Source organism: Gracilibacillus alcaliphilus (assembly GCF_016909015.1).
Lineage (GTDB): Bacteria > Bacillota > Bacilli > Bacillales > Amphibacillaceae > Gracilibacillus > Gracilibacillus alcaliphilus.
Map to the genome: position 1 here is coordinate 288,231 of NZ_JAFBFA010000001.1, position 21,364 is coordinate 309,594.

29 protein-coding genes and 1 pseudogene are annotated in these 21,364 nt (G+C 39.1%); 17 read left to right on the plus strand and 13 right to left on the minus strand.

Features of this window, described 5'->3' with window-relative positions; genetic code table 11:
* Positions 1–5: 5 nt before the first annotated feature.
* Complete coding sequence (locus JOD18_RS01515) at positions 6–788, minus strand: arylamine N-acetyltransferase family protein (RefSeq protein ID WP_204667108.1); 783 nt, start codon at positions 786–788, stop codon at positions 6–8.
* A gap of 172 nt (positions 789–960) precedes the next feature.
* On the opposite strand from JOD18_RS01515, the gene JOD18_RS24920 reads away from it, so the two are divergent.
* The 4 genes and pseudogenes from JOD18_RS24920 to JOD18_RS01530 all read left to right on the plus strand — a co-directional run bounded on the left by JOD18_RS24920 (position 961) and on the right by JOD18_RS01530 (position 2,288).
* Positions 961–1,035 (plus strand): helix-turn-helix domain-containing protein, encoded by a 75-nt coding sequence (locus JOD18_RS24920; RefSeq protein WP_204667201.1) that lies wholly within the window; start codon positions 961–963, stop codon positions 1,033–1,035.
* A pseudogene (locus JOD18_RS24110) lies at positions 1,032–1,237 on the plus strand (transposase); the annotation flags it as partial. The gene JOD18_RS24920 and the pseudogene JOD18_RS24110, both read left to right, overlap by 4 nt.
* A 244-nt stretch (positions 1,238–1,481) precedes the next feature.
* Positions 1,482–1,790, plus strand: a complete 309-nt coding sequence (locus tag JOD18_RS01525) for a DUF6157 family protein (protein WP_239587843.1) — start codon at positions 1,482–1,484, stop codon at positions 1,788–1,790.
* Positions 1,791–1,874: 84 nt separating this feature from the next.
* Entirely contained in the window at positions 1,875–2,288 is a 414-nt protein-coding gene (locus JOD18_RS01530) for an ester cyclase (RefSeq protein ID WP_204667109.1), read from the plus strand.
* A 72-nt stretch (positions 2,289–2,360) separates the two neighbouring features.
* Here JOD18_RS01530 and JOD18_RS01535 read toward each other — a convergent pair whose 3' ends face one another.
* From JOD18_RS01535 to JOD18_RS01550, 4 genes are read right to left on the minus strand one after another with little or no spacing between them, the layout of a single operon-like run.
* Positions 2,361–2,630 carry a hypothetical protein gene (locus JOD18_RS01535; protein ID WP_204667110.1) on the minus strand — a complete coding sequence of 90 codons (270 nt, stop codon included), beginning with the start codon at positions 2,628–2,630 and terminating at the stop codon, positions 2,361–2,363.
* A gap of 8 nt (positions 2,631–2,638) precedes the next feature.
* Entirely contained in the window at positions 2,639–3,409 is a 771-nt protein-coding gene (locus tag JOD18_RS01540; protein ID WP_204667111.1) for an ABC transporter permease, read from the minus strand.
* A complete protein-coding gene (locus tag JOD18_RS01545; protein ID WP_204667112.1) occupies positions 3,406–4,125 on the minus strand; it encodes an ABC transporter permease in 720 nt (239 codons plus the stop codon). Before JOD18_RS01545 ends, JOD18_RS01540 begins: the two co-directional genes overlap by 4 nt.
* Positions 4,125–4,880 (minus strand): ABC transporter ATP-binding protein, encoded by a 756-nt coding sequence (locus JOD18_RS01550; RefSeq protein WP_204667113.1) that lies wholly within the window; start codon positions 4,878–4,880, stop codon positions 4,125–4,127. The genes JOD18_RS01545 and JOD18_RS01550 overlap by 1 nt, the downstream gene beginning before the upstream one ends.
* 154 nt (positions 4,881–5,034) lie before the next feature.
* On the opposite strand from JOD18_RS01550, the gene JOD18_RS01555 reads away from it, so the two are divergent.
* Both JOD18_RS01555 and JOD18_RS01560 read left to right on the plus strand, forming a co-directional pair.
* Entirely contained in the window at positions 5,035–5,733 is a 699-nt protein-coding gene (locus tag JOD18_RS01555; RefSeq protein WP_204667114.1) for a response regulator transcription factor, read from the plus strand.
* Position 5,734: 1 nt separating this feature from the next.
* The gene (locus JOD18_RS01560; RefSeq protein ID WP_204667115.1) at positions 5,735–7,162 is read left to right on the plus strand and encodes a sensor histidine kinase; all 1,428 of its coding nucleotides are present in this window, start codon (positions 5,735–5,737) and stop codon (positions 7,160–7,162) included.
* Positions 7,163–7,350: 188 nt separating this feature from the next.
* Here the strand turns inward: JOD18_RS01560 and JOD18_RS01565 are convergent, their stop codons facing one another.
* The 4 genes from JOD18_RS01565 to JOD18_RS01580 all read right to left on the minus strand — a co-directional run bounded on the left by JOD18_RS01565 (position 7,351) and on the right by JOD18_RS01580 (position 8,774).
* Entirely contained in the window at positions 7,351–7,746 is a 396-nt protein-coding gene (locus JOD18_RS01565) for an aldo/keto reductase (protein ID WP_204667116.1), read from the minus strand.
* Positions 7,637–8,179 (minus strand): aldo/keto reductase, encoded by a 543-nt coding sequence (locus JOD18_RS24925; protein ID WP_204667117.1) that lies wholly within the window; start codon positions 8,177–8,179, stop codon positions 7,637–7,639. The genes JOD18_RS01565 and JOD18_RS24925 overlap by 110 nt, the downstream gene beginning before the upstream one ends.
* On the minus strand, positions 8,077–8,295 hold the full coding sequence (locus JOD18_RS01575; protein ID WP_204667206.1) for a hypothetical protein: 219 nt from the start codon (positions 8,293–8,295) through the stop codon (positions 8,077–8,079). The genes JOD18_RS24925 and JOD18_RS01575 overlap by 103 nt, the downstream gene beginning before the upstream one ends.
* Before the next feature lie 101 nt (positions 8,296–8,396).
* The gene (locus tag JOD18_RS01580) at positions 8,397–8,774 is read right to left on the minus strand and encodes a Crp/Fnr family transcriptional regulator (protein ID WP_204667118.1); all 378 of its coding nucleotides are present in this window, start codon (positions 8,772–8,774) and stop codon (positions 8,397–8,399) included.
* A gap of 215 nt (positions 8,775–8,989) precedes the next feature.
* On the opposite strand from JOD18_RS01580, the gene JOD18_RS01585 reads away from it, so the two are divergent.
* The 4 genes from JOD18_RS01585 to JOD18_RS01600 all read left to right on the plus strand — a co-directional run bounded on the left by JOD18_RS01585 (position 8,990) and on the right by JOD18_RS01600 (position 14,011).
* Positions 8,990–10,090: an NAD(P)H-dependent flavin oxidoreductase gene (locus JOD18_RS01585; RefSeq protein WP_204667119.1), complete on the plus strand. Its 1,101-nt coding sequence runs from the start codon at positions 8,990–8,992 to the stop codon at positions 10,088–10,090.
* A 258-nt stretch (positions 10,091–10,348) separates the two neighbouring features.
* Positions 10,349–12,754, plus strand: a complete 2,406-nt coding sequence (gene nirB, locus JOD18_RS01590) for a nitrite reductase large subunit NirB (protein WP_204667120.1) — start codon at positions 10,349–10,351, stop codon at positions 12,752–12,754.
* A 60-nt stretch (positions 12,755–12,814) separates the two neighbouring features.
* Entirely contained in the window at positions 12,815–13,132 is a 318-nt protein-coding gene (nirD, locus tag JOD18_RS01595) for a nitrite reductase small subunit NirD (RefSeq protein WP_204667121.1), read from the plus strand.
* A gap of 69 nt (positions 13,133–13,201) precedes the next feature.
* Complete coding sequence (locus JOD18_RS01600) at positions 13,202–14,011, plus strand: formate/nitrite transporter family protein (RefSeq protein ID WP_204667122.1); 810 nt, start codon at positions 13,202–13,204, stop codon at positions 14,009–14,011.
* A 34-nt stretch (positions 14,012–14,045) separates the two neighbouring features.
* Here the strand turns inward: JOD18_RS01600 and JOD18_RS01605 are convergent, their stop codons facing one another.
* The gene (locus JOD18_RS01605; protein WP_204667203.1) at positions 14,046–14,534 is read right to left on the minus strand and encodes an RrF2 family transcriptional regulator; all 489 of its coding nucleotides are present in this window, start codon (positions 14,532–14,534) and stop codon (positions 14,046–14,048) included.
* Positions 14,535–14,780: 246 nt separating this feature from the next.
* Here JOD18_RS01605 and JOD18_RS01610 point away from each other — a divergent pair, with 246 nt between their 5' ends.
* Complete coding sequence (locus tag JOD18_RS01610; RefSeq protein WP_204667123.1) at positions 14,781–15,218, plus strand: carboxymuconolactone decarboxylase family protein; 438 nt, start codon at positions 14,781–14,783, stop codon at positions 15,216–15,218.
* 487 nt (positions 15,219–15,705) lie between these two features.
* Here the strand turns inward: JOD18_RS01610 and JOD18_RS01615 are convergent, their stop codons facing one another.
* Together JOD18_RS01615 and JOD18_RS01620 are read right to left on the minus strand one after the other, a co-directional pair.
* Positions 15,706–15,870 carry a hypothetical protein gene (locus JOD18_RS01615; RefSeq protein ID WP_204667124.1) on the minus strand — a complete coding sequence of 55 codons (165 nt, stop codon included), beginning with the start codon at positions 15,868–15,870 and terminating at the stop codon, positions 15,706–15,708.
* A 3-nt stretch (positions 15,871–15,873) separates the two neighbouring features.
* Positions 15,874–16,464 carry a hypothetical protein gene (locus JOD18_RS01620; protein WP_204667125.1) on the minus strand — a complete coding sequence of 197 codons (591 nt, stop codon included), beginning with the start codon at positions 16,462–16,464 and terminating at the stop codon, positions 15,874–15,876.
* A gap of 392 nt (positions 16,465–16,856) precedes the next feature.
* Here JOD18_RS01620 and JOD18_RS01625 point away from each other — a divergent pair, with 392 nt between their 5' ends.
* From JOD18_RS01625 to JOD18_RS01640, 4 genes are all read left to right on the plus strand, one after another.
* Positions 16,857–17,447, plus strand: coding sequence for a TetR/AcrR family transcriptional regulator (locus tag JOD18_RS01625; protein ID WP_204667126.1), 591 nt, complete (start codon positions 16,857–16,859; stop codon positions 17,445–17,447).
* Between the two features lie 14 nt (positions 17,448–17,461).
* Entirely contained in the window at positions 17,462–17,845 is a 384-nt protein-coding gene (locus JOD18_RS01630) for a DUF6220 domain-containing protein (RefSeq protein ID WP_204667127.1), read from the plus strand.
* Positions 17,846–17,890: 45 nt separating this feature from the next.
* A complete protein-coding gene (locus tag JOD18_RS01635) occupies positions 17,891–18,244 on the plus strand; it encodes a cupredoxin domain-containing protein (RefSeq protein WP_204667128.1) in 354 nt (117 codons plus the stop codon).
* 75 nt (positions 18,245–18,319) lie between these two features.
* Positions 18,320–18,967 (plus strand): NAD(P)-dependent oxidoreductase, encoded by a 648-nt coding sequence (locus tag JOD18_RS01640; protein WP_204667129.1) that lies wholly within the window; start codon positions 18,320–18,322, stop codon positions 18,965–18,967.
* A gap of 283 nt (positions 18,968–19,250) precedes the next feature.
* Here JOD18_RS01640 and JOD18_RS25105 read toward each other — a convergent pair whose 3' ends face one another.
* Entirely contained in the window at positions 19,251–19,328 is a 78-nt protein-coding gene (locus tag JOD18_RS25105; RefSeq protein ID WP_476702395.1) for a four-helix bundle copper-binding protein, read from the minus strand.
* A gap of 177 nt (positions 19,329–19,505) precedes the next feature.
* Between JOD18_RS25105 and JOD18_RS01645 the strand changes: the two genes are divergently transcribed.
* Both JOD18_RS01645 and JOD18_RS01650 read left to right on the plus strand, forming a co-directional pair.
* Entirely contained in the window at positions 19,506–20,477 is a 972-nt protein-coding gene (locus JOD18_RS01645) for an LCP family protein (protein ID WP_204667130.1), read from the plus strand.
* A 185-nt stretch (positions 20,478–20,662) separates the two neighbouring features.
* Entirely contained in the window at positions 20,663–21,190 is a 528-nt protein-coding gene (locus JOD18_RS01650) for an RNA polymerase sigma factor (protein WP_338029473.1), read from the plus strand.
* The last annotated feature ends 174 nt before the right edge of the window (positions 21,191–21,364 follow it).

Below are 21,364 nucleotides of genomic sequence, written 5' to 3' on the forward strand. Positions count from 1 at the left end.
TAGGCTTAGCTTGATAAAACAATGCCAAAATATTTCTTTAAAGCTTGGGCATATTCTTTGTCACTGGCTGGTGTAAATACTTCAACGTCTTGATCTCTAAACAGACGGAATTCTTTGCCTGCAACGGTGTTTCGCCCTTCCTTTGTGAAAATGGAAATCATAGTCATCTGAGTGAAAATTGAGTCAGGGCTGTTCTCACACCAATAAGATGCCATCAGGAAATCACGGGGCAGCTGCGGCTCTTCAGAAAAAGAGTACAATCGTTCCCATTGTCCATGCTTCCAATCCATCAGCATCCAGCCAAATTGCGGATCCTTATCCAGTCGATAGATTTCGTCACCTTGCCGCTGTTTCAAGCCTTCCTTCATTTCTATAGGCCTTCTGGGAATTACTAAGCCGACACCTACATCACACAAATAGGACGTTCCCTTCACATCCACTCTTAATACTTGATGACGGCGCTTGGGCGGTGGATTCGGCTCATCGCGCCAAAAGCGAGCGAAATAATCAGTTACAGTATATCCAAGCTCGCGCAGCAGCCAGCCAAATAACATATTTAATTCAAAACAATAACCTCCTCTGCCGCGAATGACAATTTTATCAAATAAATCAGAAATTTCCAAAGAGAGTGGAATCTGATTTAAAATATCAAGATTTTCATAAGGGACAGCATGCAAGTGCTTTTCCTGCAGTTTGGCAAGCGTTTCTACACTGCCATCCAATGGCCCATCATAGCCTATCCGTTTTAGATAGTCATTTATATTAGGATTAGTCTTGGTCATTTCCATCTGTTAATCCCCCCAGTTTATAATTATTAATCGCTACCATTTATGATTTTTCAATTATACGATAATAAACCTATTGTAGCAGAAACAGCAATGGATTTTAAAGGATGTATCCAAAAAGTTCACTATTATAATAGGTGCAGATTTCTAGTTTATCAGAAACAGGCGAGAAGCCATGAAAATAAAAAAAGCATGTTGTTTCCGGATCTATCCGAACACAAGCCAACTAACGCTTATCCATAAGACTTAACTGATTTTGCCACCCTTTCAGATGGAACTGTGTATGAGAACCCAAGATTTCTTCGGACAATAGAAGAGAAGCTGGCAAAAGCCCAGGTGATTCTCTCCAGGCGACAAATGGTTCTGCTAATTGGCATAAACAAAAAAGAAAAGTGGCCCGGTTTCACGAAAAAATAGCGAATGCAAGAAAGGATATGTTAGATAAGATCTCCTAAGTGGGGGTAGTTCAAAAACTGTCTTACATCGAGTAGTTTTGAAAGTAAGCGTTTTACTTTTGTTATTAGGCGTTATATGATAAAGAAAACAACTAAACAAGGAGGTGTGCAGATGAAAAAGAATGACTTAAATTATTATCAAACATTTATTACTGTTACACCTGACAGCACGGCAGCAACAGGACAGCCTCCAGCAGCCCGTGGTAAAAAGCCAACAAAGGCGCAAATATGACTATTATCCATGAACCCGTATACTCATACACAAAGCGAGTTGCTTTTTGAGGTGCATGTACGTCACAAAGAAATTTCACCAGCAGATTTAGAAGCAGCAAAAACGGCTTTTTTTGCAAAATCGCATGCCTGCTTACATGCATCTGCTTTACCGAAGAAGTTAGGCTGGGGGATTCATTTTAATGAAGAAGGAAAAATTGCCCTTTACGGTATCGAGACACCAGAATATACACAGTTTTCCGAGAATAACAGTAATGATTTAAAAGTGTTGGCTGCTATGGCAGCAGCAGGAAAGGTAAGTAGAAATGGTGAAAAATAGATAGTGATCTACTTGTTAGTTGTCAGATTTGTTTAGTTAATATAGTTGTGATTAGGGTAAAGAGTAATAGAATGGAGGAAAAATATGAAGGCAAAAGAATTGTATCTAGCTTGGGTAAAAGCTTGGAATGAAGATGTTTCCATATTGGATCAAATCGTATCTCCGGCCTGCCTGGTACAACAAGCACGAATAGACGGCGAATCTTCTCACCAGCAACAAGGACCTGAAGCATTAAAAAAGATGATTACAGAGGGGAAGTATTACTTCTCTGATGTGGAGATGACTGTAGATGTAGGCCCTATTGTAGAGACTCCTTATGTATCAGCGCGCTGGACATTTACCGGCAGCTATAAAGGCGGGATGGATGGTGCGACAGCAGAGATAGGCAAAAAAGTACAGTTTTCAGGTATGGATATCTTTTTGGTAAAGGATGGTCAACTGCATGAATACTGGGTTTCTTCTGATGGTATCGATCTCTTAAGTCAGTTAGGCATATAAGGTCCTTATATATGAAGCAAGCCCAACGAACCATAACTCGTTGGGCTTATTAAGATTAGAAGCAGTGGATCATTATGTAGCAACAATCAAAAACACTGCTGCTGTCCCCACGATGGCATATAAACCATTGATCAGCAGACACACTTTCATAAGTATGTTCCTGTCTGCTTTTATATAAGTAAAGACAGTGAAAATCCCACTAAAAATCATCACAATGGCATAAGATAAGATCATACGTTCAGCTATTGGCGATTGCAGCGCCCAATCGTTCATCCGAAGAATCAAAATGGTCCAAGAAATGAATATCATTATTGTACAGCTACCGGTTAACATTTTATGCATTAGCAACCCTACCTCCTTTCCGCTTTCCCGAAGAATAGACAGGAAAAGGCTAAACAAATGACTGCAAATCCGACGGCAACAGGTATCCATGGAAGGTAACTTATGGGAGTTGTCGAAAGATGAGCTGCTAATTGTCCGTATTTAGCAGTTACGACGAAAAAGGGATAGCACATCGGATAGATAAACCAGTAATCTGAATTCATTATTAGAATAGACGGAATAACAGATACTAATGAAATACCTGCAGAAAAAATCATCGTCTGCATGCAAACGGAAAGCAGCCAAAAGAAGGAAAGCATAGGAATAGAAACTAAAAAAAAGACAGCTGCTACTTTGAACACAAATGTTGGAGACAGCAGCAAATGATAGTCATTCACCATCGTTCCATAGCCAGCAGCAACATAGTAGATAATCACAGCAAATAAGATAAATATCGCTGCAATAAACAGCAATACCGCAAATTTAGCTAAGCTTAATAAAGCTGGATTGATCGGTAAAGCAAGCATTTTTAATATTCCTTTATTTCCTCGCTCTAACTGACGAATCAATACGGTGGCAACCACCATACCAGCAGGAAATAAAAACCAGGAAAATCCAAGAAACCCCTGGATAAAGAAATTATCTTCGGGTGCAATACCGGTTGCTCGTGTATCAAAACTCAAATCTATATTAAATATTGCAGGCAGCCAAAGAACGATAGCTGCGATAAGTAAAAGCAATAAAATCCTGGAACGCCGGATTTTTTTATGTTCCACTTGAATTAAATGAAAGAAACTCATCTAAAATACCTCCTCATAGACACACTTACCTTTTGAATAACCAGCAGTACAACCGTTTCAATCAACGCAACCCAAATCAATGTATCTGGTGCAGCTGCATCTGTACCATGCATCGTTTGAAAAGGCAGATTAAAAGGAAAGGATGCTAAAATAACATTTTGATTAGAGAGTTGGGTTGCTAAAAAAATACCAATCATACCAAGCCCAAGTGCAATCCATATATTTGTGAAAAAGGAAGCGATCAATAAGGCTAGTACGATTGCTGGAAGACTCAACATAAACATATAGCCGATATTTTTCACCAACTCCATAGGTAAATCTGGATATTCTAAAAACCAGAATACAGAGCTAAAACCAAGTCCAATAGCTTCCATCACAAGGACACCTAAGTAGATCAAGCTTATAAGAAGAAACTTGGCGAAAAATAAGTTTTCATCTTTTATAGGTAATGATTGCATCTTTTGCAGGGCATTATCTGAAGATTCTACATAATATAATAAGCAGGCTCCTACAACAATAAGTGACACCTTTAACATCGCCATCATTTGCCAATTTGCATCTAAAAGGACATGAAGCGGATTAATATCCAAATTCGTATCTATCTCTGAAATAAACGCCATATATAAAATCGGAATCAAACCTGTTAATAAAGCTCCTCCTAAAAAGCTCGGAATGAATCCTGTTCGTTTACTTTTTTTCCATTCCATAGTAAGCATCACCGGAGACTCCCTCGCTTTTTATTATCTGCATCCACAATAGCTAGGAAGGTGTCTTCTAAATTGTCTGTTGGATACCCCATCTCAACAGCTTTCATTTCTAATTCATCTAATGTTCCTTCAAAAAGGAGTCTGCCTTGATTGAGAATTCCGATATCATCAGCCATCAGTTCGATTTCTGATAGTAAATGTGAAGAAACGAGCACAGTACAATCAAATTTTTCCGGTAAGGAACGAATCAGGCTGCGAATTTCATGAATACCGACTGGATCCAGTCCATTTGTCGGCTCATCAAGGATAAGAATAGAAGGCTTGCCGATCAAGGCACTGGCTAACCCAAGCCGTTGCTTCATACCAAGTGAATATTTCTTAGCTAATTGTTTTTTCGTCTTAGTAAGTCCGACCATTTCCAGCGCTTCTAAAACAGAAGTATGTGGAAGGCCTAAAATGTTTTGGACAATTTCTAAGTTTTCTTCTCCGGTAAGATTACCGTAAAAGGCAGGTCCTTCAATAAAGGAACCGATATTTTTTAAAATAGCAATCCGGTTTTCAGGGTACTTTTTCCCGTTGATTGTAAAACTTCCACTTGTTGGTCTCGTTAATCCTAGAAGCATTTTCATTGCTGTTGATTTACCGGCGCCGTTTGGACCAAGGAAGCCATAGACGGTGCCTTTCTTTATATGAAGATTCATTTCTGAAACAGCTTGAAAATCACCATAACTTTTTGTTAAATTGTTTGTTTCAATAATATTCATGTACATGTTCTCCTTTCCATTAATTAATCCAATCATATCTTTCCAACCTGACATCTCCCTTCTCGTTACCTTACAATTACCTTATAATTTCAAAAAAAGAGCCAGAGACTAGTTGGATTGTTCTATAATAATGGTATAGAAAGGATGAGACGTGATGGAATATTTAAAACAAAAACGAATTTTAATCGTAGATGATGAACTTGCATTATTGGAAATGGTTACTTCCTTTTTAACGGATAATGGATTCCAATATATACAAACCGCTCAAACGATGAAAGAAGCGATTCGGGTGGCAGATGACTTCAAACCAGAATTCGCCATCTTAGATGTGATGTTACCTGATGGCAGTGGATTCGATTTATTAGAACAATTAAGAGAAAAGGCAGATTATCCAGTTCTTTTCCTAACTGCACGTGGGGAGGATGAGGATAAGCTGACTGGATTTGATATGGGAGCAGACGATTATCTAGTTAAGCCATTTTTACCAAAGGAATTAATTTTTCGGATAACAGCGATTCTTAAACGAAGCTATAAAGGAGAAAATCCCCAAGTCCCTTTGAGACACTGTAAAATTGATTTTGAACGTGCCGTAATCGTAAAAAAAGGTGAGGATTTGCCGTTAACAGCTAAAGAATTTGCTCTGTTGTCTGCTTTATATCGTCAAGCCGGCCGTATTGTGACAATAGACGCGTTGTGTGAAGCAGCCTGGGGAGAAAATCCATTTGGTTATGAAAATTCTTTGATGGCACATATACGGCGAATTCGTGAAAAAATAGAAGCTAATCCATCTCAACCTGTATCTCTCTTAACAGTGAAGGGATTAGGATATAAGTTAATTGTAGAGGAGGCTTAGAATGAAAAGTGGGCTAAAAAATATTTCTAAATGGAGTCTGCGTTTTCTTGGTCTGCTTATGTTAAGCATAGTCTTATTAGTTGTTCTCAATTCAGCCTTTCTCTCTATTTATGTGAACAATCAAAGTCCGAACGGCTCTCCGTGGAAGAGTGCACAAGGTGCAGCAGAAGCAATCAAACAAGAGAATGGTGAATATATCCTGCAGGAGGAAATAGTGCAAGAACTGATCAAAGAGCAAGCTTGGGCTATTTTTATTGATGATAGGACCAAAGAGGTAGTCTGGCATTCTGATAATCTACCTGATGATATTCCTAAAGATTATACATTATCTGATATTGCTTCTTTAACCAGAGGCTATGTGAATGACTATCCTACATTTACAGGTGAGGCGGAAGAGGGGTTAATGGTTGTCGGCTATCCGAAAGAGTCCTTCTGGAAGCATATATCGCCTAGCTGGGATTATCAATTTATTGAAAATTTGCCACAAAATACACTTATTCTCATTGTGTCTAATCTTGTCGTCATTTTTCTAATTTATATGGCTGCCAACTACAAACTATTAAAATCAGTCGGCCCCATTGTGGAAGGAATTCAATATTTACCAAAAAATGAAAACGTTAATGTAAAAGAAAAAGGTCCTTTATCAGAACTTGCCGTAAATATTAATCAAACATCTGAAATATTACAATCACAACAGCGGATGCTTCAAAAGAAGGAGGAAGCACGATCGAATTGGATTGCTGGTGTTTCGCATGATATACGGACACCTTTATCAATGGTGATGGGGTATATTGGCCAGTTGGAAGAGGAGGAAAACCTGGATCAAGAATCGAGACAAAAAATGACGGTAATCAGAAAACAAAGTGAAAAAATCAAGCAGCTTATCGATGATCTGAATTTAGCCTCTAAGTTAGAATACAATATGCAGCCCCTTCATTTAAAGGATGAAAATATAATTGCTGTTGTACGCGAAGTAGCAGTAGAATTTATAAATATTGATTTAGCCGGCAAATATCCAATAGAATGGATCGTGGATGAGCAAGTTTCAGCTTGTATCTTGCCAATAGACAAATCTTTATGGAAACGAGCGATTGGTAATTTGATTCAAAATAGCATTAATCATAATGAAAATGGCTGTAAAATCTATATATCCATCATCATTCAGCAAGAGGCATGTACTGTTTCTGTAGCGGATAATGGAGTAGGTATGACGGCAGAACAAATGGATGTTCTCAATAATACGCCTCATTATATGTTGGACAATGATCATAAAGGTGAGATCAGACATGGTTTGGGCCTGCTGATAGTCAAGCAAATTGCTGCTTCACATGGGGGAGACATAGTTATTGAAGCAAGTGAATATGGCGGATTGGCGGTAAGGATTGTACTTCCATTTTCAGCAACCCCATCGAACGATGTTCCTATCTGAAAGTGCATACAACGACGTAATCATCTTCTCCAAAGACTGATCACATATCCCCTCTTCCAGATTAGCGAGGTTCCTAAGAAGTGGAAGCGGGGAATAAATGGAGGATGACACCGAAGTAACTCTCGTTTTATTAAAAGTCTTCAGTAGTGGGGACAAATTGATATCCAATCGTTTTAAGCAGGTTAATCTTATTCCCATTCGCCTGGAATCGAAATTGCGGTTAGGTCGGCATTGTTTGCTAATCTATGCATGTCATTTGCAGTTAAACGTAAACCAACGGCTTCTTTTAGGCTTTTTATGTGATGTAATTTAGTAATACCAATAATGGGAATGGTCCTTTTGGCAATGGCCCAAGCTATCAGAATCGCCGTATTCGACACTTGATAAGTTGCTGCTAACTGCTGAACAACGGCATGGATGGGAGATAAGCTCCTTAAGACCGATGGCGGGTATGCCTTGCCGCGGCGTGAAATCTTAGCGAAAGGCTGTTGTTCTGTGTAAACCCCAGTTAAAGCACCCTGCTCCAAAATCATATAGGAAAAAATAGGCAATTCCTTCTGTAAGGCAATAATCCAATACCCCATTTTGTTCATCCTGCTTATAAATCAAACTAAAATGATTTTGAACCTCTCCCAACCGAAATCCAGCTTGGTCTAAAATATCTTTAGCTGCTTTAATTTGGTCTAAATTATGATTAGAAACACCTACCATATGTATCTGTTTCTTTTCCAGAATTGGAATTAATTCATTTGTCCATTTTTCAACATTGTTAGCAGTATGAATCCAAAAAATATCAATCTGTTTTCTTTTTAACCGATGACAGCTTTTTTGAAATGATTTAGCTAAGGCGTTGCGTGTATGAAGGATGGTAGGTAAGAATTTAGTAGATAACATAATAGTTTCATCATCTGCTGCTAACTCTCCAAGCAGTGCTTCACTGCTTCCATTTCCGTAAACAGGGGCCGTGTCCCATAAGGTGAATCCCTGCTGTACTGCTTCTTGATAGACTTGATACAATTGTTCTCCGATGTATTTTTCCCAAATATAAGCTTACTGCCGCTGATTCCCGTGCCCCATGCCCATGTTCCAAGTGCAACGAGCGGCAGTTGTGGTTTGTTCGTTTCATCGTACATGCTAAATCCTCTCCTTTATTATTTTGCGAATCCGGCTGAGGGAGACTGGGGTTATGCCTAAATAAGAAGCGATATAAGACTGTTGAATCTGTCCTTCTAAATCACTGTACATTTGTTGGAAAGCGAAATATCGTTCGGCGGCATTCTGGACTAAAAAGCTGTATGCAATCTGTTAAAGTTTCATAACAGAGATAAACAGGCAGATTGCCAATAAGCTCCTCTCCATAGCAAAATTGTTGTTCTCGTAAAAACATATGAGTAATATCATTGCCGTCGTGATCCAAATAAAAACAGCGGACTAAGCCGGAAGCAATAGCATAAATATGGTCGATCGCATCACCTAAAAGATGGATATTTTCATGCTTGCCTATGTATTTATAGGTGACCGATCCCTCTATCTTGGTTAATTCTTCTGCTGGTAAATCATGAATATAGGTGGTAAATAACTTTTCTAAAGCTAACCTTGTTGACTTGCCCATTAACATCCCTCCCGTCCTTAGTATAAATAGAAGCAAGAAAAGTTGTCATTAACATTTGATAATTATTTTAGCTTTTATCCCGGTGTGCCCCTTCACAAGGCTGCGCTCATGTCAGTCTCACATTATGATTATAGTTAATAACAATTCCAGTTTGTACAAATGTGATACCATAGAGGAGAGCGATAATATATCAAGGGAAAATTGGAGGAATCATAATGTGGAATGAAAATGAACTAACACAAAAATTGGGTATTACCTATCCAATTATTCAAGCTGGAATGGCCGGAGGAGTCACAACACCTGAATTAGTGGCAGCTGTTTCCGAGGCAGGGGGGCTTGGAACGCTTGGTGCTGGATATATGAGCCCGTCACAAATTCGCGAGGCAATCCGACAGATCAGACAACTAACAGATAAACCGTTTGGGGTAAATCTTTTCATACCAGAAACACCGGATATAGTTGATACAGAAGTAGACAGAGCAAATGACAGGCTTCGTTCTTTTCGAGAAGCTTTAGCTATATCGGAAATCCCAACTGTAGAAAAAATAAGTACAGCAGTTTTTGAAAAGCAAATCAACGTTCTGGTGGAAGAGCATGTTCCCAGCTGTAGTTTTACATTTGGAATCCTGCCCAAAAAGTTTATCCAACAATTGAAGGAGAAAAATATCGTGATGATCGGAACGGCCACAACAGTGGAAGAGGCAAAAATCAACCAAGAAAATGGCATGGATATGGTAGTTATGCAAGGAAGTGAAGCAGGAGGACATCGCGGTACATTCACGGGTGCGTTTGAAGAGGCCATGATTGGAACGATGGCACTTATTCCGCAAACTGTTGATCAAGTGAATATTCCCGTGATCGCAGCAGGAGGTATTTCGGATGGAAGAGGTGTCCTCGCAGCATTAGTTTTGGGAGCGCAAGGAGTTCAAATCGGTACAGCATTCCTGACCAGCATAGAAAGTGGGGTAAATAAGCAGCACAAAGAAATGGTTTTACACAGTAAAGAAGATGAATTGACGGTTACTTCTGTCTTTAGTGGAAAACCAGCAAGAGGCATCCGGAACGAATTTATTCAACAAATGGAAAAATATCAAAAGGACCTGCCGCCTTATCCGATTCAGCATACGCTGACTCAAGGTATCCGAAGTGAAGCAGCTAAGCAACACCGGCCAGAATGGATGTCATTATGGTGCGGCCAAAATCCGCGTTTATGTAAACAACAACCTGCAGGGAAACTAATGGAAACCTTGGTTAGACAAGTAGAGAACAAAATAGAAAAAGCAAGACTGTTATCTTCATCCCATAATAATGGATGAGCCTTGTCAGGGTGTTTGCGTCCGTTATACTTCTGCTTAGCAACCTCTCTAAGTCTGGAAATGAGGTCTTACGGGCGACAACACCATGATAAAGAAGCTGTTAATTTTGACACAAAATGTTTATAAATTTCCACAACATGCACAAAGGTGATATGCTATTATATAACTATATAAAGAAGACCTTATTTTTTTATCTTATATTGTGAATAATTTCACATATATTTGTGAAATAGATCACATTAAATGGAGGGAGATAACATGAAACGGAATTTGGTAATGATTGGTAATGGGATGGCTGGAGTTAGGTGCATCGAAGAAATTTTGAAGAGAAATAGTGAAATGTTTAAGATAACAATTATAGGTGATGAACATTATCCAAACTATAACAGAATCATGCTCTCACATGTTTTACAAGGAAAGACAGAGATTTCTGATATCCATATTAATGATTGGCAATGGTATGACGATCATAATATTACACTATTTACCGGGGAGAGAGTTACCGAAATTAATCCGACAGAAAAAGAAGTAATCACCGATCAGGGAAAACACGTTTCTTACGATGAATTAATTATTGCTACCGGTTCTAGTGCCTTTATTCTCCCGGTGCCTGGAAGCGGTTTGGAAGGTGTTATTGGTTTTCGAAATATCGAAGATACGGAATTGATGCTGGAAGCTGCCAGACAATATAAAAAGGCTATAGTCATTGGTGGTGGTTTACTTGGATTAGAAGCTGCTCGAGGTTTAATGGATCAGGGAATGGATGTGCAAGTAGTCCACTTACTATCCAGTTTAATGGAACAGCAATTAGATCCTTCTGCAGCCAAGATGTTAAAAAAGGATCTAGAAGCTCAGGGGATGCAGTTTTTAATGGAAAAGCAAACAACCGAGATTTATGGTAACGAGCGAGTAGAAGGAATTCATTTTTCTGACGGAACTTCTGTCGAGTGTGACCTAGTTGTGATGGCTGTTGGAATTAAACCTAATATCCAATTGGCAAAACACGCCGGACTGCAAGTCAATCGAGGTATTGTCGTTAATGAGTATATGCAAACATCTGCCCCTGCTATTTATGCAGTAGGTGAATGTGCGGAACACAATGGCATTACTTACGGTTTAGTTGCTCCGTTATATGAACAAGGAATTACCCTTGCTGAACATATAACCAATAGCGAGACAAATGGATATCAAGGAAGTATCCTGTCTACACAATTAAAAGTAGCAGGCTGTGATTTGTTCTCAGGAGGCAAAATTGCGGAAGATGACCAGACGGAAGCTATTATTGTTCACGATCAGTTTGCAGGTGTTTATAAAAAGATACTTGTCACTGATAACAAGGTGGTTGGTGTCGTACTGTACGGCGATGCGTCTGACGGAACCAGATTGTTTAGTATGTTGAAAAAAGGTACAGATATAAGCGGATTTACTAGTGCCGCAGTTCTTCAAAAGGCTGGAGAAGATACATTGGATGAAATGATTACCGATATGAGCGCAGAAGAAACAGTCTGTGGCTGTAATGGTGTTACCAAAGGTGCGATTGTACAGAGCATTTTAGAACAAGATTTAAAGACATACGAAGAAGTAAAGACCTGTACTAAAGCTGGTTCTTCTTGCGGGAAATGCCGGGGAGTTGTGGAAGCCATCCTTGCCCATACATTAGGTGATGGCTTTGATCCAGAAGCGGAGAAACCAGGTATGTGCCCATGTACACCGTTAACACGTGATGAAGTAGTGGCTGAAATCAAAGAAAAAGGGCTGCAATCTCCAAAAGAGGTGCGCCATGTGCTCAAATTTAAGAATGAAGAAGGGTGTCCAACTTGTCGTCCTGCTCTTAACTACTATATGAGAATGCTTATGCCAGAGCAATATGAGGATGATAAAGCCTCTCGTTTTGTCAATGAGCGGATGAATGGAAATATCCAGAATAATGGTACCTTCTCGGTTGTTCCACGGATGTATGGCGGTACTACTACAGGTGATGACCTTATTCGATTAGGCGAAGTAGCCAACAAATACAATGTGCCATTAGTTAAAATCACAGGTGCCAGTCGTGTTGGTTTATATGGAGTGAAGAAGGAAGATGTACCACGTGTGTGGGAGGATCTTGGCATGCGCTCTGGCTATGCTTACTCTAAATCACTCCGTAATGTTAAATCTTGTGTCGGCTCCCGTTTTTGCCGCTTTGGTACGCAAGATTCCCTAGGATTAGGTATTAGACTGGAACAGGAAATCGAAATGGTCGATACGCCGCATAAGATGAAGATGGGTGTATCTGGTTGTCCGCGTAATTGTGCAGAAGTGTTAACGAAAGACTTTGGAGTAGTATGTGTGGAAAATGGTTATCAGCTGTATCTAGGAGGAAATGGCGGGACAGAAGTTCGTGAAGGTGACACGTTTATCACTGTGGCAACGGAAGAGGAAGTGATAATGATGGCAAAAGCCTTTACACAATATTATCGTGAAACAGGTATTTATAACGAAAGAACAGCACCATGGGTAGAGAGAATCGGCTTAGACAACATTAAGATTGCGTTATTGGATAAAGTACAACATGCTGAACTGGTAGAGCGTTTTAATCAAGCAAAAGCCACATATGAAGAAGCTTGGGCAAGTGCTCTTCAAGATCAAAAACAAAAAGAGCTGTTTGAAATTATTAAAAAATAAGCACAACAAGCTCTTTATCTGACACTGTGCTTTGGTTCATTTAAGGTAGGAGGTTATCATATGGGAGCTACCAAAGAAAAAGTGAAGATTATGAAATTAGAAGATCTGCCAAAGCAAATTGGCAAAGAAGTGCATGTGAATGGCAAATCTATCGCTCTTTTTCAGCTAAGTAACGGAGAAGTTCGAGCAATTGGCAGCAGGTGTCCGCATACAAATGGGCCATTAGCCGAAGGGATTGTCTCTGGAGAATTTGTCTTTTGCCCTTTGCAAAACTGGAAAATTTCTTTAAACACTGGCGAGGTGCAAAAGCCGGATGATGGTGCTGTACCAACCTATACAGCAGAAGTTGACAATGGCTATGTATATATAACGGTGTAAGTGATGCAACATCAACAAGGGGAAGATGTGGAATGCCTGACACATCGAGTATAGGAGGAATTCACAGTGATGGAAACAATAACAACATTAAGCAACACTGCCGTTTCCAAAGTAAATCAACTAAAGACTAGTAAAAGCAAATATTTTATCTTGGCAATGCTTGCCGGTTTATTTGTCGGGCTTGGTATTGTATTAATCTTTACCATCGGCGGTTTGTTAGAGCCATATAATTTTCCTGGAACTAAAATTATTATGGGAATTTCCTTCGGTATCGCCTTGAGTCTGGTGATCATGGCTGGTGCTGATCTTTTTACAGGTAATAATATGACGATGACCATCGGTTTTTTAACGAAAAAGACGACTGCTTTAGACGCGGGGAACATTTGGATGTATAGTTATCTTGGTAATTTTGCCGGTTCTGTTTTGGTAGCTGCACTATTCTTTTATTCTGGTCTGGCTGCAGGTGAAACAGCTAATTACATCACTTCTGCAGCAAGTACTAAGATGAATGCCCCATTTATGGAATTGTTTGTTCGAGGTATTCTTTGTAATATTCTAGTCTGTTTAGCCGTATGGTGTTCCTTTAAGCTGAAAGATGAGACGGCGAAACTAATCATGATCTTCTGGTGTTTATTTGCCTTTATTACAACTGGTTTTGAACACAGTGTTGCCAATATGACTTTGTTATCTCTTGCTTTAATGGTCCCTCATCCAGAAACAGTGACCTTTGCTGGTTTATTCGCTAATTTAATACCTGTATCACTTGGTAATATTGTAGGAGGTGCTGTCTTTATTGGAGCTGCCTACTGGTACGGTATAACTGATAAACGCAGCAAGGTACAGACCGCAATGAATCATAAGTTGAAAAAGGAAGCATAGATATAAACCGTGTCTAGGCCTTCTTTAAATAATTTTACGTAAAGAAGGCCTTTGCTGCTTCTATTCGTTCGCTTGGCAAGTGATCTTTCAAATCTTCATTTAACCAAGCCAGCGTTTTACTGCTTAAATAATCACGCATCTGCTGTTCTGCCTCAAGCATGACCTTATTAATTGTACAGATCGAATGTACATCACAGGAATCACATGTCTTATCACGCCGGTAGGCAAAATTCTCTCTGATATTCTTACATTGAAATATTGGCTTGTGTCCCTCAATCGCTTGGATCACATCCCAAAAGGAAATATCTTTTGGATTTTTTTGAAGCCGATATCCCCCTTTTACCCCAGGTACCGAACTGACAATTCCTGCTTTCGCCAATTTGCCAAATACTTTCGATAGATATGTTTCGGACAGTCCTTGAAACTCAGCTAGCTTTTTTATGCCAATACTGTCCTCTTCAGGCACATCTATAAGATAAACAAGACTATGCAGTGCATACTCCACCATAACACTATATTTCATCATTTCACCTACTTCTAAAACTGAGAGATTGCTTAAGCGTGTTGCATATACCTGTATAGTAACATATTTCTGAAAAAAGTAAGCAAAATTAATTTGACAAAAGCTAAAAATAAGTCTATATTATAGATAATATTAATCGTCGATTAAATTAATCCATGATTAATTCGATCTTTAATGTGCGGAGTGAAATCTGCCAGCTTTTTTGAAAACAAAAAGTTGATCTAAATAAAGGAGGAAGAAACGTATATGACACAGCGAATGAATTATTTTGAACTTGCACCTGAAGCAGTGAGAATGATGAGGGAGATAGAAAAGTATACGAGAAAAAGCAGTATCGACAGAACAGTTCAAGAATTAGTGAAAATCCGTGCCTCACAAATAAATGGCTGTGCATTTTGCATCAATATGCACACGGCAGAGGCAAGACAGATCGGCGTAACCGAACAACGTCTTTATTGTATTAGTGCGTGGAGAGATTGTATGTTTTATTCTGACAAAGAAAAGGCTGCTTTGGAATTAGCCGAACAAATTACGCTTATCTCAGAAAGCCATGTCTCTGATCATTTATACCAACATGTGCGTCAATATTATACCGAGAAAGAGTATCTGGATTTAATTGTACTGATTAATCAAATTAACAGCTGGAATCGACTTTCTATTGCGGCAGGAAATATGGCGGAGTAATCAAAAAAGACAACAAGACTTCCTTCAGCAGAATCTTCTGTGTTGAATGAATCATAAGTTAAAAAAGGAAACCTAAATATAAATAGTCTAAACGTAAGAAAACTCAGCACATATTTTCGTAGTATCAGCATTTATATTAGTGGCCTATACCGACTTATCGCCAACATTGGCGATAAGTTGAGTTTTTAAATATATAAGAAAGCATAAAAAATGGGCGTGTAATCGCTCCAGAAATAGGCTCCGCGTTCCATGGGCTTGCGCTCAGCCTCCTCAGAAAAGAAGAGCCCTTTTCTTGCGGGGTCTTCCCACTGCGCTTCGATGCTCAGGACGTGCAAGTGCAGGCGTTGCGACAGAACGTCGAGGTTTTTAGTCTGCGATCATCTAGGAGAGTCTCCGCCTATTTCTTCCGCTAGCCATAAGGAAGTGTATGTTCTATTCCAAAAGATAGCGAAAAAAGGGAAAAGGTTGCAGATGTCAGGGAATCAGTCTATCTATCTTTTGGAAAGAAATAAAAATAATCAATAATAACGAATGCTGCTACAGACAGATTCTCGACTGGTATCGTATAATGTGAAAATGCAAAAGGAGAGAATTGCATGATCGACCAATCGATAAGACCGCTTTCCCATACCACCTCTAACAAACTAAACAATCCTCACAGCCCCCAGGACAGGGCTGATATTTTTGGTATGAAACCATATAGCAGGCTGAATACTCCAATACGGGTCCATACAGCTGAAATTTTAATAACACCCATGATCAAAATCTGCCAAAATTCACTTCCCCAGTTCCAAGATACAGCACTATAAATAAGGCCTCCGATGACTCCCATCAGAGTAAGCAAAAGGGCTGAACCACACAATCCAACAAGGGTAAAGCTCATCATATAAGATTTTCTATTCACTTGTTTATCTAGAATAATTTCGTTACGGCCATCCATTTCCTCTTTCTTCAAGCCATTTAAAGCAATTAATGAATATAGACCAATAAAAAGAGACATGATGTAAATGCCAATGCTGACAAAAAGTAAGCCTAACGGTATCTCAACCATCCAATTATCTCCCGTGATTTCTGCAAGCAGTGAACTGATTTCTCCAGATATGCTGGGAGATACAGCTGCAAATGCTCCAATGTAAAGAATGACAGTGACAGCCCATCCGATAAGCATGCCTCGATGGGTTTTCCAAGCTAAGGCAAATGGATTTTTAAATGCAGGGGCAGCTTCTGCTGGACCGGCCTGACCCATGAAAATAGCTCCACCGATATCTCTTTTAGTAGAAAAGAAATAAGTCAGAATAAGAGGAAATAGAGAAATTACAAACAAGGGGAATGAACCCAAGAATATTTTCATCAGCAAATGGAGAGGTATAGTCCATGAAATAGGGGAAAGCCATTTAAGAAAAAGATCACTTCCCGAAAGTTGACCGGACCAAGATATGGTGTTGATATAACTCTAATTCATTCCGTATTCTATCAGGGATTTTACAATTCGAGACTAAATAATCTCTATGCCACTTACTTGGTATGGTGCTTATTTTTCGAGGAAATTAGATTTGATTGACATAGGAGTGGTAAACAGATAAAATAACATATAACAAATGTTAGTTACCACTAACAATCATTTAGGGGGCAGATGTAATGCATGAACAGAAAATAAGCACAGCCGACCGGATTCTTCAAGCAGCTCTTCAGTTGATGAAGGATAAGGGCTTTAATTTAGTTACTATAAAGGAAATAGCTGATGCAGCCAATGTAAGTGAAATGACCGTATTTCGTCACTTTGAAACAAAAAAAGGGGTGCTAGAAGCAGCGATTGAAAAAAATAAAGTGGTTCCTAGCTTTAAACATACCTTTACGAAACATATCACATGGGAACTGGAACAGGATTTGTCACTGATCGCTCATGCCTATCTGGATGTAATGGAAGGAAATGAGTCTATTTGTTTAATTGCCATTCAAGAACGTTTTACACTGCCGGAATTAGCGGATTTAATTTCTGATCACACAGAACAATTAAAAGTAGCCATTACAGAATATTTTGATCAAATGCAGGCCAAGGGAAAAATGATGACGTTAGATTCCTATACGCAAGCTTCCATGTTCTTAGCGATGCTGTTTAGTTTTTTTATGTCCACCGCTTTATGGGAAAAGAGGTTTATCAATATGGCCAAGGAAGAGTTTATAGCAAATAGTGTGAGAACATTTTGCCATGGAATTAAAAAACAGTGAAAGGAGGTGAGAAATTGTCAAATCAAGCTGACAAAATTCAGTATTCCAGACGTTTTTTTCTTATTTTAGCATGGATATTTGCAGTATGTATCACAGTGCAAACCTTTCTTGCTGGTTTGGCTATTTTTACAAACCATTCCTATTGGGCATATCACACCACATTCGCTATTTGGTTTCAGTTTATCCCTATCCTCATGTTAGTGCTGGCCTTTATGGGACAGTTGTCCAAGCGTATACAATGGCAGGTTACAGGGTTATTTCTCCTTATTGTTCCACTTCAGTATGTCAGTGTTCATGTTCCAGGTATAGGTGCTATACACCCGGTTATTGCGTTGGTTCTCTTTTGGTTGATAGTGATCATCATACAAAAAGTGAGCAGGTTAAACAAGAATGTATAGCAGGTTTGCAAAGTCATCATAAAAAAATGGAGGGAGGGAATGAAGATGCATAAGATACTGGTTACGCTATTATTGCTTGCATTGATGCTAATAGCCTCCTGTGGAAGCGGGAATAATGCAGCCGAAGAGGAAATAAATGAAGAGACAGAAATCGTAAATATTCAAGCTTCTAATTGGGAATTTGACCAAGAAGCATATACTGTCTCAGCTGGAGAAATAGCCGTTCATCTCTCTAATGAAGAAGGCTATCATGGTATTGAGGTGGAAGGTACAGATATCTCAATAGATGGAGATGGTTCCATGATTACTACACTAGAAGCTGGTGAGTATGTGATTAGATGTTCTATCCCTTGTGGGGAAGGTCATAACGATATGACAGCCACCCTAATTGTTCAATAGCTTCTCTGAAGTTCTGCGCTTGAAAAATTCTTGAAATAAATGTTAGTTATCAATAACTAACAAATAGAGGTGTTGATGATGAAACTAACCGTTTTTGGTGCTAGCGGTGATACAGGAATTCAATTAGTAGAACAGCTGCTCCTTGATGGACATAAAGTAGTTGCTGTCGTACGCAGCCCGGAAAAATTAAAGGGGAAATTAAAGCTATCTGGTACACAGCTTGAGATTAGAAAAGGAGATGTGCTCAATCCGGCTGTCATTCAAAACACCATGACGGAGTCAGATGCGGTGTTTTCTATGTTGGGTGCCAGTCACCAGGAACCAACAACCGTCTATTCGCAAGGAATAGAAAACATTATTCATGAAATGCAAACAAGCGGAGTTAACCGACTTATTTGTTTATCTGCAGAAACCCTTAAATCGAAACAAGAAGCATCGTTTAAAGACCGACTCATTCTGTCGATACTATGGAAAATATTTTTCAACCTATATGATGATATGCAGCGTATGGAGCAGAAAGTTTATCAATCAGAAGTCGATTGGACCATTATCCGGCCGCCCAGATTAACAAAAGGTGTAAAAACAGACAAATACAGAATAGGCATAAATCAGCCAATACCTAAAAGTAAAGGGCGAGTATCACATGCTGATCTGGCTGCATGTGCGATGGATCAATTAGACAATCCCGAATCACAGCATAGTATTGTTTACGTATCTGATTAACAAAATGGAGAGCAGGTCATTTAGTCTGCTGTAATAGAGAATATAAAAAACATTTCTATTGATGGAAGTCTCACAGCAACAGCTTAAAATAGCCTGGCACCGTAGTTCCAAAGGTGCCAGGCTACATATATTTTGTTTAACGCAACAGAGTTTACCCAAATTAAGCAATGTAAGAGCACAAACAGAAGCTAGATCAGAAGTAAAAGGTGTATCTTGGCATAGAGGTTGTGCTAGATAGGAGCAGATTTCTGTACACTCCCTGTCCGATCGGCGCAACTTGCCTTTATTGTATATCATCTTCTTTTAAGCATGCATCATAGCAGTGATTACATGCAATGATACAATTCTGTAAGTCGTTAATAAGCTGTTGATGTTATTCATGTGATAAACCTGGAACTAAAAGGCGGCTGGGAGTATCTTTATATAAAGGGAACAGAATTGACCGGCGAAGTACAGATAGAAGTAGAATGACTGGCTGAAATAGGCTACTATGTGTATACTAACTACTAACTATCTAGATGTTTAAGGGGAGTTCAGTATGGCAGACACAAAATCACGAGTAGCTAAGCGAAAGACCAAAAAAAGAAACAAATGGACTATATGGTTCTTGTTGTTGTTTATCATAGTGGGCGGGATAGGTTCTTATGTATTTTTTCTTGTTCATAAGGCAGAAGATATTGTATCTTCCTCTTATGAAGATGATGGCCGGGATCAATCTGCACTAAGAAGTGACAAAGTAGATCCCAATATAGATGATGTGTCGATCTTGTTTATTGGAGTGGATGAAAGTGAGAAGAGAAATAATGAATCAAACGGACGTTCCGATGCACTGATCCTTGCTACATTGAATAAAGATGAAAAAAGTGTGAAATTATTAAGCATCCCGCGCGATACCTATGTATTTATCCCTGAAGTGGGTTATGAATCCAAGATTAACCATGCCCATGCTTGGGGTGGACCAAAGGCCACGATGGAAACAGTAGAGAACTTATTGGATATTCCGGTTGATTACTTTGTAAAAATCAACTTTGATGCCTTTGTAGGAGTCGTCGACACCTTAGGCGGAATAGAAGTGGAAGTACCTTATGAAATCAGTGAACAAGATTCCCGTGATAAAGCAGATGCTATTCATTTAATGCCTGGCAAGCAAGTCCTAAATGGGGAAGAAGCACTGGCACTGGCCAGAACAAGAAAACAAGATAATGATATTGAACGCGGGAAAAGACAGCAGGAAATAATGAAGGCAATGATGGATAAGGCAGCTTCCTTTCAGACCGTATTAAAAGTGGATGGACTGATGACAGCTGTTGGTGAGAATATGACTACCAATATGACTTTTGATGAGATGAAGAGCTTTGTTTCATATGGTATTACTGGTGATATAAATATCGAAACTTATACGTTGGAAGGAACAGATGTCTGGGGTGAATCTTATTACTATCAACTGGATCCAGCAGATGTAGAAGAGAAAAAAGCACTGCTGCAATCGCATTTAAACTTTAACCCATAATACAACGTTTGAAAGTTAAACGTAAGTAACTACTGTAGCTGCCACATGATTTTTAATGGGATGTGTGAAAAATTAAGAAAAATGTAAGGTCGTGGAAAGATAAATGTAAGACATAAGAGATAGACTATAGATATAAATGAAAAGGCACTCATCCAAATGAAAAAATATCAGGGAGGAGAAGAACTGTGGCAGATAGAACTAAATTTGAACGAATAGTAGATAAATTTCAAACGATGATGTATATTACTGCGTTTCAAATGGTGAAGGATAAACAGATTGCAGAGGACATTGTCCAAGAGACATGGATCAAGGTCTTAAAACAAGGGGAAGAAGCAATTGCCCAGGTGGAAAAGCTTGGCCCATGGCTAAAAACCATTACCACAAGAACAGCTATTGATCAACTCCGCAAAGAGAAGCGGTCTTATGTGTATTTGTTTCAAGAAGCCAGCTGGATAGAAGAGATGGCACTTTATGCCAATAATTTTGTGGAAGAGTGCTTGAATTACTCCTTGCTGTTGGAGGAACTGGAACAGTCTATGAGCAAATATCCGAAATTGCTGCGGGTGTTTCAATTGAAATTCAGGTTAGGTTGCAATGATCAGCAAATTGCGCAACGTCTGCAGATTAGCAAGGCGGCCGTTAAAACGAGAGTCTTTCGAGTAAGAGAGCTACTTAAACAAACTTATATCACACCATGCATATCAACAGCTTAGCGAGATATAGATGGTACAGTAAGGGAATAATGTAATCATTTTAATACTTTAGACAAGAGCGATCTTCACTGATTAGTGTGAGGGCCGCTCTTATATTTTTTTTTCGCTGTAATTGTCTATAACCTCCCATTGAGAGGCAGCGATATTCGTTTTAATTTTCTCCTTGACTTGAAA